General features: G+C 73.8%; 9 protein-coding genes. 4 read left to right on the forward strand and 5 right to left on the reverse strand.

The features are described 5' to 3' along the window. Positions 1-127 precede the first annotated feature (127 nt). The 3 genes from AB0O19_RS08770 (at position 128) to AB0O19_RS08780 (ending at position 7,976) form a co-directional block, all read left to right on the forward strand. Positions 128-853, forward strand: a complete 726-nt coding sequence (locus tag AB0O19_RS08770) for a hypothetical protein (RefSeq protein ID WP_363618770.1) — start codon at positions 128-130, stop codon at positions 851-853. Positions 854-960: 107 nt separating this feature from the next. Further along, a complete protein-coding gene (locus tag AB0O19_RS08775) occupies positions 961-2,979 on the forward strand; it encodes a flotillin family protein (RefSeq protein WP_363580330.1) in 2,019 nt (672 codons plus the stop codon). Between the two features lie 74 nt (positions 2,980-3,053). Further along, complete coding sequence (locus AB0O19_RS08780) at positions 3,054-7,976, forward strand: DNA repair ATPase (protein ID WP_363618771.1); 4,923 nt, start codon at positions 3,054-3,056, stop codon at positions 7,974-7,976. A 74-nt stretch (positions 7,977-8,050) separates the two neighbouring features. Here the strand turns inward: AB0O19_RS08780 and AB0O19_RS08785 are convergent, their stop codons facing one another. The 3 genes from AB0O19_RS08785 to AB0O19_RS08795 all read right to left on the reverse strand — a co-directional run bounded on the left by AB0O19_RS08785 (position 8,051) and on the right by AB0O19_RS08795 (position 12,395). Next, entirely contained in the window at positions 8,051-9,166 is a 1,116-nt protein-coding gene (locus tag AB0O19_RS08785) for a hypothetical protein (protein ID WP_363618772.1), read from the reverse strand. 361 nt (positions 9,167-9,527) lie between these two features. Then, positions 9,528-11,357 carry an FAD-dependent oxidoreductase gene (locus AB0O19_RS08790; RefSeq protein WP_363618773.1) on the reverse strand — a complete coding sequence of 610 codons (1,830 nt, stop codon included), beginning with the start codon at positions 11,355-11,357 and terminating at the stop codon, positions 9,528-9,530. Positions 11,358-11,465: 108 nt separating this feature from the next. Next, positions 11,466-12,395 (reverse strand): diiron oxygenase, encoded by a 930-nt coding sequence (locus AB0O19_RS08795; RefSeq protein WP_363618774.1) that lies wholly within the window; start codon positions 12,393-12,395, stop codon positions 11,466-11,468. 195 nt (positions 12,396-12,590) lie between these two features. On the opposite strand from AB0O19_RS08795, the gene AB0O19_RS08800 reads away from it, so the two are divergent. Beyond that, positions 12,591-13,286, forward strand: a complete 696-nt coding sequence (locus AB0O19_RS08800; RefSeq protein ID WP_363618775.1) for a tyrosine-protein phosphatase — start codon at positions 12,591-12,593, stop codon at positions 13,284-13,286. A gap of 85 nt (positions 13,287-13,371) precedes the next feature. Here AB0O19_RS08800 and AB0O19_RS08805 read toward each other — a convergent pair whose 3' ends face one another. After that, positions 13,372-14,424: an alpha/beta hydrolase gene (locus AB0O19_RS08805; protein WP_363618776.1), complete on the reverse strand. Its 1,053-nt coding sequence runs from the start codon at positions 14,422-14,424 to the stop codon at positions 13,372-13,374. A gap of 478 nt (positions 14,425-14,902) precedes the next feature. Next, positions 14,903-15,976 (reverse strand): RNA ligase family protein, encoded by a 1,074-nt coding sequence (locus tag AB0O19_RS08810; protein WP_363618777.1) that lies wholly within the window; start codon positions 15,974-15,976, stop codon positions 14,903-14,905. Between the last annotated feature and the right edge of the window lie 13 nt (positions 15,977-15,989).

Genomic DNA, 15,989 nt, shown 5'->3' on the forward strand with positions numbered 1-15,989 from the left:
GTTCCAGGGTGTCAAAGGGCCGTAAAGATTGCCGGATCCTGGCAATGTGCGAACGGCCCCTCCGCTGTCACGATCTCCATGGCGCCGAGGTGCGGTGCCGTGGGAACAGCGGGGGAGCGTGGCCGGGATGGGGGGATTCGTCGCGGCCGCGCTGGCTTTTCCGACGGCGCTGTTCAGCTTCGCGCTGGTGGTGGTGGTCGGGTACTGGCTGCTGATGCTGGTCGGCGGCCTGGGGTTCGACGCCCTGCACGGGGGACACGGCGTCGGGCATGCCGGTCACGTCGGCCATGCCGGTCACGCGGGCGACCTGGGCCACGGTGCCGGGGGGCACGGGGGGCACGGGGGGCACGGGGCCCAGGACGGGCACGGCGCCGACGGCGGGGGCGCCCACCACCACGGAGGCGTGCTGGGCGCGCTGGGGCTGGGCGGGGTGCCCGTGACGGTGGCGGTGTCGCTGCTGGTCGCGCTCGCCTGGTTCGTCAGCCTGGCCGGCACCGTCCTCACCTCGGGGGCACCGGCGCGCGGCGGCGTGTTCGCCGTCGCGCTGGTCGCCTCCTGGGCGGGCACCCGACTGCTGGTCCGGCCGCTGTCCCGGCTGTTCCCCGAGGACCGTCCGGCGACCCGGGGGGACTTCGTCGGCCGCGTCTGCGTGATCCGCACCGGCCGGGTGACGGCCGACTTCGGGCAGGCGGAGGTCACCGCCGAGGACGGCTCCACCGCGACCGTCCAGGTCCGCACGCTCACCGAGGAGCCCGGGCTGGCGGCCGGCCGCACCGCCCTGATCTTCGACTACGACGCCGACGGCGAGCATTTCCTGGTGGCGCCGTTCGACCCGGCGCTACCGGGCGGCTGACTCCCCCGGGCGTCCCCTTACCCCCTTTTCACCCTCTTTGTCCCGCTCGTTCCGCTTTCGTCCGCTCGACTTCGCACCATCTCGTCATCTCGTCAAAGGACTCCGTGATGGACACCATCGCCGTGGGTTTCGGCATTCTCGTCGCCGTCGTACTGCTCATCGTGCTCGCCATGCTGCTGTTCGTGGGCCGCTTGTTCCAGAAGGTCGAGCAGGGCAAGGCGCTGATCGTCTCCCGCACCAAGAAGGTGGACGTCACCTTCACCGGCGCGATCGTCCTCCCGGTGCTGCACAAGGCCGAGTTGATGGACATCTCGGTGAAGACGGTGGAGATCCACCGCGCCGGCCGGGACGGGCTGATCTGCCGGGACAACATCCGGGCGGACATCCGGATCTCCTTCTTCGTGCGGGTGAACAAGACCGTCGAGGACGTCATCAAGGTCGCGCAGGCCATCGGCACCGCCCGCGCCAGCGACCCGTCCGCGATCCAGGAGTTCTTCGCGGCCAAGTTCGCCGAGGCGCTGAAGACCGTCGGCAAGCAGCTCGACTTCACCGACCTCTACACGCACCGGCACGAGTTCCGGGACCAGATCATCGCGGTCATCGGCACCGACCTCAACGGCTACACCCTTGAGGACGCGGCCATCGACCACCTCGAACAGACCCCGATGAACCAGCTGGACTCCGACAACATCCTCGACGCCCAGGGCATCCGCAAGATCACCGAGCTGACGGCGATCGAGCACGTGCGCACCAACGAGTACCAGCGCACCGAGGAGAAGGAGATCACCCGGCAGAACGTGGACGCCCGGGAGGCCGTCCTCGAACTCCAGCGCCGCCAGGCCGACGCCGAGATCCGCCAGCGCCGCGAGATCGAGACCCTGCGGGCCACGGAGGACGCGGTGATCGCCCGGGTCCAGGAGGAGGAGCGGCTGAACGCCCAGACCGCCTTCCTCCGGACCGAGGAACTGCTCGGCGTGCAGCGCGAGAACCAGGCCCGCGAGGTCGCGGTGGCGCAGAAGAACCGCGAGCGGGTGATCGCGGTGGAGAACGAGCGGATCGAGAAGGACCGCCTGCTGGAGGTCATCGGCCGCGACCGGGAGACCGAACTCGCCACCATGGCCAAGCAGAAGGAGGTCGAGTCCCGCCGGCGGGAGGTCGCCGACGTGGTCCGCGAGCGGGTGGCGGTGGAGCGGACCGTCGCCGAGCAGGAGGAGGCCGTCAAGACGCTGCGCGCCACCGAGGACGCCGAGCGCACCCGCCGCGCGGTGATCATCCAGGCCGAGGCGCAGGCGCAGGAGAAGCTCGTCAAGGACATCAAGGCCGCCGAGGCCGCCGAGCAGGCCGCCTCGCACAAGGCCCGCGAGTCGCTGGTGCTGGCCGAGGCACGCCAGCAGGCCGCCGAACTGGACGCCACCGCCAAGATCCGGATGGCCGAGGGCATCCGGGCGGAGGCCGCCGCCGAGGGGCTGGCCCAGGTGCAGGTGCGCGAGCAGGAGGCCGCGGCGGTGGAGAAGGTCGGCCGCGCCGAGGCCGCCGTCCAGGCCGAGAAGGCGAAGGCCGCCGCGCTGGAGATCGGCGCCAAGCTGAAGGCCGAGGCCGAGGGCCTCACCGAGAAGGCCGCGGCGATGGCGAAGCTGGACGAGGCCTCGCGCGGGCACGAGGAGTACCGGCTGCGGCTGGCCGCCGAGAAGGACGTCCGGCTGGCCGGGCTGGACACCCAGCGACAGATCGCCGAGGCGCAGGCCGCGCTGGTCGCGGCCGGGTTGGAGAAGGCGAAGATCGACATCGTCGGCGGGGACGGGGTGTTCTTCGACCGCCTGGTGCAGTCGGTGACGGCCGCCAAGAGCGTCGACGCCTTCGTCGGGCACTCGCAGACCGCCCAGGCCCTGGCCGGGCCCTGGCTCGACGGCAGTGCCAGCTTCACCGAGGACCTGACCCGGGTGCTGTCCTCGGTGTCCACGGCGGACGTGCAGAACCTGACGGTGTCCGCGCTGCTGATGCGGATGATCGGCGCCGGAGGCGGCGAGCAGGCCGGGCAGTTGCGGCAACTGCTCACCTCAGCCCAGAAGTTGGGGATCGCCGAGACGTCGATCGGGGCACTGGCGTCGGTCAACGGCTCCAAGTGAGCGCCGAGTCGCCTGAGTCGCCTGAGTACCCGATCTCCTGAGCAGTCGAGAAACCGAGTAGTTGAGGAACTGACGTGGTGGACGCCCTCGACGCCCGGCTCGACGCCGGCACCTACGAGGTCCTGCGCGGCCGACTCGCCCGGTCCGCCGCCGAACTCGCCGACCGCGCGCAGGCGTTGAACGCCCGCCGGGTCGAGGAGTTCGGCGGCGGGGAGCTGCGGCTGGTCGGCACCGGCCGGCTCACCACCGGCCGGGCCTGCCTCCCGCAGGACCTCACCGCCGCCGGTGGGCTGCTGCTGCTCGGCACCCGCCCGGGCAGCGCGCCCGACACCGCCGTCTCCGCTTCCACCATCTCCGCCTCCGGCTCCGTTTCCGCCGGCGCCCCGTCCGAGGGCTCCCCGGGTGCCGGGCCGCTCGGCGAGGTCCTGAGCGTCCACCACCCCGACCTCACCCCCGCCCCCACCGAGGGCACGCTGCTGGACGACCCGCGCCTGCGCCAGGACCTCGCCGACCTGCACCGCTACTTCCGCGACGCCCGACTGGAACGGCTGCGCCCCGTCGGCGGCCGCCTGCTCGCCGTCTTCCGCACCGGCCCCGCCGCCGCCGACGTCCGGGTGCTGCGCTGGCGCCCCGTCGACGACCTCGCCGACGACGGGCACCCCGCCTACCAGGACGGGCGCGGCGAACGCGACCACACCGCCGCCGACGGCCAGCAGCTCGCCTGGACCACCCTCACCCGGGACGACCAGCTGCCCGCCGCCCCCGGCAGCCCACCGCGCGCCGACCTCGGCGGCGAACTCCGGCTCGGCATCGACGGCGGCCGGTTGACCGTCACCGCCCCCGACGGCCGCGAGCTGCACCGCGAACCCCTCGCCGAGGCCCTGCAGACCCTCGCCGACGCCCAGATCGCCCACGCCCGGCTCGGCACCCTGCTGCTGGTGCGCGTGCGCCCGTACCAGGAGGAGACCGTCCGGCACCTGGTCTGCCACCTGCCCACCGGCCGGGTCACCCGGATCGACGCGCTCGGCCAGGCCTGCCTGCGGCTGCCCGCCGACCAGGGCGTGGCCTTCCCCGGCGGCTGCCACCTCGCCGACGGCACCGTGCGCAGCTACGACCAGCCGGTGGACGGCCTGGCCTACGAGCGCACCCTCGTCTCGCCCAACGGCGAGGACGTGCTGTACGAGTTCCGCTCCCCCGCCGACGGCCGCGCCCTGCTCCAGCCGTACAACAGCGTCCGCCAGGAGGCCGCCGCCCCGCTGCCCTGCCAGGGCTACGCGCTGCTCGCCGACGGCACCCTGATCGCCCTCCGCCCGGCCGAGGACGGGCCCACCCGGCTGCACCCCGTCCAGCTGTGGCAGACCCCGTTCACCAGCGAGCGCCACGCGGCCGCGCAGCCGCCCGGCACCGGCCCGCTCGCCCGGATCGGCAACGCCGACCTCGTCCGCGGCCTCGCCGACTGCCTCTCCCTGGCCCGGCTCGCCGCCGCCGGCGCCGACACCCCGGCCGGCCACCAGGCCGTCCTCGCCGCCTGCACCCGCACCGCCGACCGGCACCACTGGCTGGGCCAGCCCGGCCTCGGCGACCTCGCCGCCCCGCTCGCCGAGATCCGCGACACCGCCCGGCAGGTCATCGCCGAGTACGAGGCCGTCGCCGAACTCACCGCGCACGCCGCCCGGCAGACCGAACAGGCCACCGAACACGTCGAAGGCCTGCTGCGCACCGCCCGCGGCGAGACCCTCGCCGACGCCGCCGAATGGGTCGACCGGCTCGCCGGGCTGCGCCGCGCCCAGGGCCGGATCGAGGCGCTGCGCGACCTGCCGCGCGCCGACCCCGCCCGGATCGACGCGCTCGCCGCCCACCTCGCCGAGGGCCTGACCGAGGCCGCCGCCCGCGCCGTCGGACACCTCGCCGAACCCGAGGCCTTCGCCCCGCACCGCCGGCGCGCAGGCGAACTCGCCGACCGCTGCGCCGCCCTCGCCACCGCCGCCGAAGCCGAGCCGCTGGGCCTCCAGATCTCCGAGCAGAGCGAGGCGTTGCAGACCGTCTCGGAGCTCGTCGGCACCCTCGACCTGGCCGACGCCACCACCCGCACCGCCATCCTCGACCGGCTCGCCGACGTCCTCGGGCTGCTCAACCGCGCCCGCGCCGCCCTCACCGTCCGCCGCCGCGACCTGCGCACCCGCGAGGCCGCCGCCGAGTTCGCCGCCGAAACCGCCCTGCTCGCCCAGGCCGCCACCGCCGCGCTCGCCGCCGCCGACACCCCCGAGGCCTGCGACGACCAGCTCGGCCGACTCCTGCTGCGGATCGAGCAGTTGGAGACCCGCTTCGCCGACGCCGACCCGGCGCTCGGCGAACGACTCGCCGACCGGCGCACCGGAATCCATGACGCCCTCACCGCCCGCCGCCAGCACCTGCTGGAGGAACGGGCCCGCCGCGCCGACCGGATCGCCGCCTCCGCCGAACGCATCCTCGACACCCTGCACCGGCGGCTCACCGCCCTCGACACCGCGGCCGAGATCGACGCCGCCCTCGCCGCCGACCCGACCGCCGTCAAACTCCGCGACCTCGCCGCCCAGTTGACCTCACTCGGTGACCGGGTCCGGGCCGAGGAGCTGACCGGACGGCTGCGCGCCGCCCGCAGCCGCGCCCACCGGGCCCGGCGCGACCGCGCCGAACTCGCCGGCGACGGCCCCGGCACCCTGCGGCTGGGCCGCCACCTGTTCGCCGTCACCACCCAGCGGCCCGAACTCACCCTCGTCCCCTGGCGCGGCCGCCCCGCCTTCACCCTCACCGGCACCGACTACCGCTCCCCCGTCACCGACCCGGCGTTCGCCGCCACCGAGCGCTACTGGGGCCGGCCGCTGCCCTCCGAGACCCCCGCGCTCTACCGGTCCGAATACCTCGCCGCCAGCCTGCTGCTGGCCGCCGAACCGGACGGGCTGGACGCCCTGCGCGACACCCTGCGCACCGAGGACGACCTGCTGGAGTTCGTCCGCCGCGCCGCCGAACAGCGCCCGGACGAGGGCTACCAGCGCGGCGTCCACGACCACGACGCGGCGCTACTGCTCCGCGCCCTGCTCGAACTCCACGCCGAGGCAGGCCTGTTGCGCCACCCGGCGGCCGCCCGGGCGGCCGCGCAGCTGTACTGGGCGCACGGCGCCGACGAGCGGCAGCGACTGGTCTGGCACACCCGGGCCCGCTCGCTCGCCCTCGCCCTCACCCTCGCCCGGCAGGCCTTCGTCGCCGTGCCGAAGCCGACCGCACCGGACCCGACCGCTCCGAACCCGACCGCACCGGGCCCGACCGCTCCGAACCCGACCGCGCCGGCCCCGGCCGCAGCCGCGGCCCTGGCCGCGCTGTCCGACCTGTCCGACGAACTGAGCTCCGCCGTCACGGAGTTCACCTCGTACCCGCAGCCCGCCGGCCCGTACCTGGTGGCCGAACTCGCCGCCGCCACACCCACGTTCGCGTACGCGCCGGGGGCCGCCGCACTGCTCGACAAGTTCCACGCCGCACCCGAGTCCGCCGGCCTCACCGAAGCGCTGGCCGCACTGCCCGCCGAACCCGCCCTGCTGCCCGCCCGGCGCCAACTCGCCCAGGCCTGGCTGGAGTCGAGCGCCGCCGACGCCGACCCCGGCGACCTCGCCGAGGCCGCCGCCGCACTCCTCTGCCCGTCCCTGCCACGCCGACCCGCCGAAGGCGCCGCCACCACCCGCCTCACCGGACTGCTCGGCGACCACCCCCGGCTCCCGGGCGGCGCACTCGACCTTCGCCTCGACGAACTCCTGACCCGCGTCGCCGAGTTCGCCGTCACCGAGGCCCCCGGACACCGCGCCTACCAGCGGCTGCGCGCCGACCTGCTGGCCGCCGAGCACACCCGGCTACGACTCGACCAGTACCGGCCGGCCCCGCTCAACGGCTTCGTCCGCAACCAGCTCATCGACCAGGTCTACCTGCCGCTGGTCGGCGACAACCTCGCCAAACAGCTCGGCACCGCCGACGCCGGCGGACCGGTCGACCGCAGCGGCCTGCTGCTCCTGGTCTCCCCGCCCGGCTACGGCAAGACCACCCTCGTCGAGTACCTCGCCGAACGGCTCGGCCTGCTGCTGGTCACCGTCAGCGGCCCCGCGCTCGGCCACCGGGTCACCTCCCTCGACCCCGCCGAGGCCCCCGACGCCACCTCCCGCCGCGAGATCGAGAAGCTCAACTTCGCCCTGCACGCGGGCGACAACGTGCTGCTCTACCTCGACGACGTCCAGCACACCTCGCCCGAGCTCCTCCAGCGCTTCATCCCGCTCTGCGACGCCCAGCGCCGGATCGACGGGGTGTGGGACGGCGAGGCCCGCGAATGGGACCTGCGCGGCAAGCGCTTCGCCGTCGTCATGGCCGCCAACCCGTACACCGAGTCCGGCCGCCTCTTCCGGCTGCCCGACATGCTCGCCAACCGCGCCGACGTCTGGAACCTCGGCGACGTCATCGCCGGGCGCGAGGACCTCTTCGCGCTCAGCTTCGTCGAGAACGCGCTGCCCGCCAACCCGCACCTGGCCCCGCTCGCCACCGCCGACCGCGCCGACCTGGACACCCTGCTGGCCCGTGCCACCGGCACCCCGGGCGGCACCCTCGCGGGCGCCTGGCCCGCCGCCGAGGTCGAACGGATGACCGCCGCCCTCGCCGGACTGCTCCACCTGCGCGGCACCGTCCTCGCCGTCAACCGCGCCTACCTGGCCTCCGCCGCCCAGGACGACCGCACCCGCACCGAACCCCCGTTCCTCCTCCAGGGCTCCTACCGCAACATGGCCAAACTCGCCCAGCGCCTCGATCCGGCCCTCACCCGCCCCGAACTCGACGCCCTCCTCACCGACCACTACCGCGCCGAAGCCCAGCCCCTCGGCGCCGACGCCGAAGCACAGCTGCTGAAGCTGGCCGAACTCCGAGGCTGCCTCACCCCCGCCCAGGCCACCCGCTGGGACGAGCTCAAGCGCACGTGGCGGGGGTGACAGGCCCGGCGGCCGACCCGGATCCACCGGAGTCGGCCGCCGACGAGGACCGGCCGGCTACGAGGACCGGCCGGCTACGCCCGGCCGAGGATGTCGTCCACGAGCTCCAGCCACAGGTCGAGTTCAGGCGCCGCGAGCTTGAAGATGTGCTTCGAGCCGCGCAGCCGCTCGTAGGAGGCGACCAGTTGGTGGGCGACCCGCTCGGTCTCGGCCGGTAGGACACCGTGGATCAGGTCGGTCCAGCGCGGCGCGTTCCTGCCGCCGTCGTAGAGCTTCTCCAGCGGAAGGGCCCGGCACGCCGTCCAGGTCACCAGTTCGGGCGCGTACTCCAGCAGCTTGTAGCAGCCCGTGTTGTGGCGCTTTCGGATCCGGGCGATGGCCTTCTGCGTCTCGCGCCTGGCCTCCACCGCGACCTGGACGCTGGTCGCCCGCAGGTGCTCGTGCACGATGCTCCGGTAGGAGGCACCGGTGATGTCCGACCAGAGCGCGTCCAGGCCTTCGGGGGTGTGGAGTTGATGGCTCAGATAAGGGCGCGGCGCAGCCGAGAGCGCCGCGAGCGAACGGAACACGTCCGCGGGCGTGAATCCCACCGGGTGCGGCCCGGCCACGATGCCTCGCCGGGGGTCGAAGTAGCTCCCTTCCGCCTGGAACTCGGCCTGCACCGCAAGCAGGTGCGGACAACGGGCGAGGTTGTCCTGCGGCACGGCGGAGTTGACGTAGCGGTCGGTCTGGTCGCAGAGCTCGCGGACCCGGTGGCGGTCGTCGCCGGTCACGACGATGACCGACAGGACGGCCTTGGCCAGGTCTGCGGGCGGCATTTCGCGGGAGATGTGGGCGATCGTGACGAGTCGCTGGAACCCGTCGAAGCACTGCACCCCCGCCAACCCGAGCCGCCCCGTCCCGGCCGCCCGGTCCGGTTCCCAGTGCAGGCTCTGCGCACCGAGGATGACGGGACCGACCAGCCCGAACTCCTCCGGCCGTTCGCGTAGCAGGGCCGCGAGGGCCTGGTTCCCCGGACTGTCCGCCAAGTAGCCGCGTCGGCTTCCGAGTACCACGGCCGCATCGGGCATGGCGGCCAGGCCCGCCAGCTCGGTCGCGCTGATCTGGGTGAACCACCGGTTGCCGAACGTCGTGGCATGAAGCGCCCTGAGGATGTGGCGGTCGGGAACCCAGGCGGTCTCTGCCGCCAACGAGAGTCCTCGCCAAGCACCGAACGGTGCGGCATTGTTGTCCATGGCCGGTTCAACGTCGTAGCGGCGACCAGGTTGCGGCGCAGGGTGCCCCCGCGCGGGAGAGTTTCGATCAAGCCGAACTGGGCCGGTTCGGCGTCCCGGCGAGTGAGGTGACTCAACCTCCGTTCCACGATGCACGCCGGCGGCGGGGGTCATTTTGCTCCCGGGAAAATATGTAGACCGGTCTACATTTGGGTGCTCGATGGAACCCGCGCACAGGAAGTCGGCCTGTCCGACTTCCTGTGCGCAACCCGTTCAGATTAAGTAGACCGACCGACATATTCTTCCGCTCCGCCCTCACGCCCCGCCGACTGCCCGCCTACCGCCGACGGGCAGCCGCCAGCAGGGCGGGGACGGTGGCGAGCTTGACGCGGGGGCGGCCCTCGGCCTCGCCCCGGGCGCGCTCCGCCCGCTCCACGGCGCGCAGTCCCTTGAGCCCGACGGCGTCCGGGCGACGGTGGCGGACGAGGCGGTCGAAGTCCGTGCGGCTCGCCGCCGGGGCGGCCAGCGCGTGGGCCGCCGCGTCGTCCAGGAGCGCGTCCACGGTCTCGCGGGCGCACGCCCGGTTGGCGCCGATCCCGCCGGACGGCCCGCGCTTGGCCCACCCCACCACGTACGTCCCGGGCAGCGGCCGCCCCGTCGCCGGGTCCACGACCCGGCCGCCCCGGTGCGCGACCGTCGCCGCCCGCTCGTCGAAGGGCAGCCCGGGCACCGGTACGCCCCGGTGCCCTATGGAGCGCACCACCAGGCCGGCCAGCAGCGTGTCCGCCTCCCCGGTCGGCTCGGCTGCCCGGCCGCCCGCGAGGGTGGTCCGGGCGACGGTCAGGCCCGTCACCCGCCCGCCCCCGGTGGACGCGCCGGGCCCGCCGGGTTCACCGGGTTCGCCGGGTTCGCCGGGTTCGCCGAGTTCGCCTGGCGGGGTGAACGCGGTGAGCGCGGTCGGCGCGGACAGGAAGCGCAGCACGATCCGCCGGCCCGGCGCCGGCCCGGCACCCCCGTCGAACGGCACCAGCGGCAGCCCGGCGAGCAGTGCGGCCCGCGCGTCCGACGCGGTCGGCGCAGCGGCCGTTCCGGCGGTCGGCGCAGCGGCCGTCCCGTCGGCCGTCCCGTCGGCCGACGCGGCGATCGCCCTGGTGGCCGCCTCGATCGCCGCCCGCACCTCCGGGTGGTCCTCGACCACCACCTCGACGCCCGGCAGTTGCCGCAGCGCCAGGAACTCCGCCTTGGTCCAGGCGGCTTCGGCGGGCCCGCGCCGGGCGAGCAGCACGACTTCCCGCACCCTGCTGCGACGCAGTGCGGCGAGGGCGTGGTCGGCGATGTCGGTGGTGGCGAGCCGGTCGGGGTCGGTGAGCAGGATGCGCGCGATGTCGACGGCGACGTTGCCGTTGCCGATGACGACCACCCGTTCGGCGCCGGGCCCGGACAGCTCCACCGCGTCGGCGGGCACGGTCGGTTGGGCGTTGTACCAGCCGACGAAGGTGGTCGCGGGAAGGCTGCCCGGAAGGTCCTCGCCGGGGATGCCGAGCCGCCGGTCGGCGGCCGCGCCGACCGCGTACACGACGGCGTGGTGGTGGGCGGCGAGTTCCTCGTGGGTGAGGTCGGTACCGATGTCCACGTTGAGGTGCATCCGCAGCCTGGGGTCGTGGAAGACGCCGGCGAAGCTGTCCGCGATGCGCTTGGTGGACTGATGGTCGGGCGCGACCCCGTGCCGCAGCAGGCCGCCGGTGACGGGCAGCCGGTCGATCATGGTGATCTCGGCGCCGGTGCTGCGCAGCAGTTCCTGCGCGGTGTACCCGGCGGACGGGCCGGTGCCGACGATGGCGACGCGCAGCGTGCCGATCCCGCCGGGCAGGCTGCGCGGGAAGGTGGGAGCGCGCCAGGCGTGGTCGTTGGGGTGGTCGCGGTACCAGTCGCGGTTGAGGTCGCCGAACACGGTGTCGGGCCCGCGCAGCCGGTCGACGGGGAACACCGCGTCCACTGGGCAGGCATCGGCGCAGGCGCCGCAGTCGATGCAGGCGGCCGGGTCGATGTACAGCATGTCGGTGGTGCCGAACTCCGGTTCGTCCGGGGTCGGGTGGATGCAGTTGACCGGGCAGACGGACACGCACGAGGCGTCGTTGCAGCAGGTCCGGGTGATCGCGTAGGCCATGGCCGGGGTAGGGTCCCTCGCTACAGGTGGTGAAGTGCGGGAGTCGGAGCCTTTGTTGACGTGCCGCGTTTGACGGGTCGCGCTAGACGTGCCGCATTTGACGCGTCGTCAGAGCATGTGGATACGCCGGTAGATGGCGGCCGATCGGCTGGTGAGCAATCCGGTCTCGGCGAGGAACGCGATCAGGTGCCGGGAGCTGGTGCGCATCATCGCCTTGCGGTGCTCGTTGGCCCGCACTTCGGCGATCGCCCGCTGGGTGTCGAGCCCGGCGGCCCGGTAGACCCCGGGGTGCACCATGCTGGAGACGATGACGTACGCGCCGACGGCGATGCCGGTGGCCGAGGTGCGGCGGCGGGCGGGGCCGGCGTGGCGCACCCGTTCGCGGATCTCCTGCCGGGCGAACTTCATGTGCCGCGACTCCTCGACGACGTGGATCCGGGAGGTGCCGCGGACGATGTCCAGGACGTTCTCGCCGCGCATCCAGTCACGCTGCATGACGTCGAGCACCTCTTCGGCCACCAGGATTCCGCCGTAGGCGAGTTCACCCTTCGCCAGGGCCTTGAACGCGCGCCCGGCCTGGGCGATGACCTTGTTCGGCCGGTACGCGGGGACGCCCATCTTCTCGCAGGCGCGGGCGAACATGATCGAGTGGCGGCACTCGTCGGCGATCTCGGTGAGCGCGAACTGGAACTCGGCGTTGGCGGGGTTCTTCAGGTACTGATCGCGCAGCACCATCTGCTGGAGGATCATCTCGAACCATATCCCGGTGTTCATGATCGAGCAGACCTCGTGCCGGGTGAGGGTGACCCGCTGGTGCTCGGTCATCTCGTCCCACAGCCGGGTGCCGTAGAGGGTGCTCCACTCCGGGTTGAGGCCGTAGTGGTCGGCTGGGAGTGGTGCGTCCCAGTCGATCTCGGTCGAGGGGTCGTAGGAGAGGGTCGCGGCGGACTCCAGCAGCCGCTTCGAGACGTCGTCGTCGGCCGCGGTGTGGCCGTGCGCACCCACCGCCCGCCCTGCCGCCGCGTTGGTGAGAGCCATGGCTGCCTCCAGATGCCTGCCCCTACGGGTGCCCGCTCACCCGCTTATTAGACGGACAGTACAATAAGAGCCCGCCGACGAGAACCCCCCGCGCAGCACCGGACGGGCGCACGACCACAACTCCCGCGTCCCTTCTCGTCCATGGCCTCCCCCAGCCGCCCCCTCCGCCCCCTCCGCCCCCGGATACAGTGAGACGTGATCACCAACCAGCCCGAAGCGGGTCCGGAGCGCGTCGCCCCCACCGGCGTACGGAACTTCCGCGACGCCGGCGGCGTCGGCTCCCTGCCGCGCGGCGTGCTGTACCGCTCCGCAGCCCTGCACAGCCTGCACGGCCTCGCGGCGGAGGGCGCGGACACGCTGCGGCGCCTCGGCCTGCGGACGGTCGTCGACCTGCGCAGCGACCCGGAGATGGCGGAGCGCCCGGATGCCGTCGACCTCGTCGACGCCCGGTACCTGCACGCACCGGTCTTCACCGAACGACGCTGGCCAGCCGACCAGTTGGAGCTGTACCCGCTGATGGCCGAGCGCGCCGGCGCGGCGGCGGTGACCGTCCTGCGCCGACTGCTCGTCGGCGGGGGCGAGGCCGCGCCGGTCCTGGTCCACTGCGCCTCGGGCAAGGACCGCACGGGAGTCGTCGTCGCCGTCCTGCAGACGCTGCTGGGCGCCTCCGAGGCGGAGGTCCTCCAGGACTTCCTGCGCTCGAACGACGAACTGGGCCTGGCCAAACCGCCGCCGGCCGGGGCCGCGCACAACGCCCTGCCCGTACGCGAAGTGCATCTGCGGCGTGCACTGCTGTCGATCCGGAGTCACCACGGATCGGTGGCGGAGTACCTCCTCGCGCACGGCGCGCAGGCCTCGGAGCTCGCCGAGGCACGGCGGATCCCAGCCTGAACGAGCATCCGGGCAGGCGCCGTTGAGTCCTCCGAACGGGCCCCTGCCCGGTGCTGCGCCGAGCCGTACCGCCCCTGGTTGCGCGCTACGCGGCGCCCAGCGCCTGCCGCAACGCCTCGGCCGCCTCCGCCGTCGCCTCCCGGAAGCGGCGGCCGATGCCGAGGTAGCTGGCGTAACCGTGGATGAGGTCCGGCTGGCGACTCAGGCGCACCGTCACCCCGGCCGCTTTCAGCGCCTCGGCGTAGGCCTCGCCCTCGTCCCGCAGCGGGTCGAAGCCCGCGGTGCCGACGTACGTGGGCGGAAGCCCGGACAGGTCGGCGGCGAGCAGGGGCGACAGGCGCGGGTCCGTCCGGTCGGCCGGCGCGGGCGCGTAGCGGTCCAGGAACCAGTCCATGTCCGCGCTGGTCAGGAAGAACCCGTCGGTGAACAGGTCGCGCGAGGGCCGCCGGACGGAGGCGTCGACCGCCGGGTACAGCAGCAACTGGAACACCGGCGCCGGACCGCCCCGCCGCACCGCCGCCTGTGTGGTGACGGCCGCCAGGTTCCCGCCCGCGCTGTCGCCGCCGATCGCGATCCGCTCCGGATCCGCGCCCAGGTCCGCCGCCTTGGTGTACGCGAAGTCGAACGCGGCCAGCGCGTCGTCCGCAGCCGCCGGGAACGCGTGCTCGGGCGCGCGCCGGTACTCCACCGACAGCACCCGCACCTGCGCCCGCTGCGCCAGGAACCGCACCACGTGGTCGTGGCTGGCCCGACTGCCGACCACCCAGCCCCCGCCGTGCAGGTACACCAGCAGCCCGGAACCCGCCGCCAGCCCGCCCGGCGTGTACAGCGTGGCCGCCAACTCGCCGTACTCCTGCGGGATTCCGACGTTCCGGACGGCTACCGGCTGGATCGTCGCCCCGCCCACCAGGTACCGCGCGTGCTCCATCGCCTCCCGCGACGGCCCGACCCCGGCGGGCAGCACCAGGGCGGCCTTCGACAGGCGCTGCAACTTGAGGATCAACTGCGCGTCCAGCGAGAGCACTTGACCGTCCCGCACCACCGGCGCGCCCGCGATCGCCCGCCGCAGCCCCTCCGGCAGCGCGTACGCACCCCGGACGACGGCGGACTGGATCCGGACAGGGAAGGGAATCGCCATCTCTACTTGCCTCCTGGAGCCTCACCCGGAGCCCTCGACCGGGGGCTGGGGCCGGGAGCCCATGATGGGCCCGGCCCACCCCGGGCGGAAGCCCCTCTCGACGCCCCCTTCACCCACCCTCGACCACCGACGCCCTCTCCGGCAAGAAATATGTAGACCGGTCTACAGTTTCTCCATCGCCGCCACTTCCACCGCCTCCATCCGCACAGGAAGTCGACCAGGCCGACTTCCTGCGCGCGCACCACCCGGGCGGCGGCAAGGAATCAGTAGACCGACCGACATATTCTTCCGGAACACCCCTCCCACCTCCACGACCCACCCACCCTTGCGCTGTCACCCTTCGGCCGGAGCCGCGACGGGCCCTCCGCGTGGGCGGGCGACTTCCTTCAGGGATCCTTCCGCGCCCGACCGGCCTGACCAGCCCGACCGCTCAGCCCGTCAGCCCCTCGGCCTCTCGGCCCCTCAGCCCCTCAGCCCCTCAGCCCCTCAGCCCGGCCCGGCTCGTCGGCGAGCGCCGGTCCTCGGCGTCGAACGCCGCCAGGGAGCGCGCTCCGGGCCCGAGGGCGGCTTCCAGCGCGCACAGGACGTCACCGTCCAATCCCCCCACCGCCTCGGCGAGTTCCTCCGCCACGTCCCGGGTGAGCTCCGCCGCCACGACGTCCTCGGGCGCACGCGGACCGAGCTTGCTGACGGCGGCGGCGGCGCGAGTGGGGGTGAGGAGTGCCGCGGCCTGGACCAGGAGCCAGGCGGGGACCCCGGCCGCGCCCTGCGGCGGCGGCAGGTACGGGCGGGCACCGTCGTAGCGCTCGTCCTCGGCGAAGGCCTGCTGCTTCACCTTCACCACCGGACGCGCGCCGGCCCCCTCGGAACCCGTCTCCCGCCAGGTGCCGGCGGGTTTGAGGACGTAGCCCTCGGCGAGGTTGTCGGCGAGTCCGGGGAGCCCGAGGAGCGCGGGGACCAGGGTGGGAAAGGCGGCCGGCAGTTCCTGGAGCACGGTGAGCGCACCGTGCCCGATCGAGGGGGCGCAGGCGAGGCCGGCGGTGCCCGCGGCGTCACGCAGGTCACGGTCGGAGATCCAGGACCGGCCCTCGGCAGTGTCGACGGTGGCGTCGAAGAGCAGCCACTCCAACCCCGGCGCGTACCAGACGCCGGTCTGTACGGGCTCGACTCCGGCGACGGCGGGCACATCGGGGTGCGGGTAGCACCCGCCGGCCAGTTCACCGTAAACAGTCACCACAGCGCCCCCACCTGCGCCCCCGCCCGCACCCCCGCCCGCCGCCTCGCGCACCGCCGAGGCGAACCGGGCGGCCGCCACCGCCAGCGCCGGCCAGACCCGGCTAACGCCGAAGAAGCCGTCCAGCGCGTCCTCCCCCAGGAGCTCCCGCCGCTTGGCCGGACGAACCGCACCCCCCTCACAGACCACCGCGAAGTGCGCCCCGTGCACCTTCTCCACGGCAACCCACTCCCGGTTCCCGGACACGGAGAGCCGCCCCCTCGCCGAGATCTTGGGGTACGGCCGCAACGCGGAGCCTTCGAACCTGGTGTCAGCCACACCCGAAATCATC

The organism is Kitasatospora sp. NPDC091276, from assembly GCF_040684355.1.
Taxonomy (GTDB): domain Bacteria; phylum Actinomycetota; class Actinomycetes; order Streptomycetales; family Streptomycetaceae; genus Kitasatospora.

Excerpts from the sequence above, each read along its gene's own strand:
- AB0O19_RS08805 (WP_363618776.1), bottom strand. The coding sequence starts at position 14,424 with ATGGCGATTCCCTTCCCTGTCCGGATCCAGTCCGCCGTCGTCCGGGGT.
- AB0O19_RS08775 (WP_363580330.1), top strand. The coding sequence starts at position 961 with ATGGACACCATCGCCGTGGGTTTCGGCATTCTCGTCGCCGTCGTACTG.
- AB0O19_RS08795 (WP_363618774.1), bottom strand. The coding sequence starts at position 12,395 with ATGGCTCTCACCAACGCGGCGGCAGGGCGGGCGGTGGGTGCGCACGGC.
- AB0O19_RS08790 (WP_363618773.1), bottom strand. The coding sequence starts at position 11,357 with ATGGCCTACGCGATCACCCGGACCTGCTGCAACGACGCCTCGTGCGTG.
- AB0O19_RS08770 (WP_363618770.1), top strand. The coding sequence starts at position 128 with ATGGGGGGATTCGTCGCGGCCGCGCTGGCTTTTCCGACGGCGCTGTTC.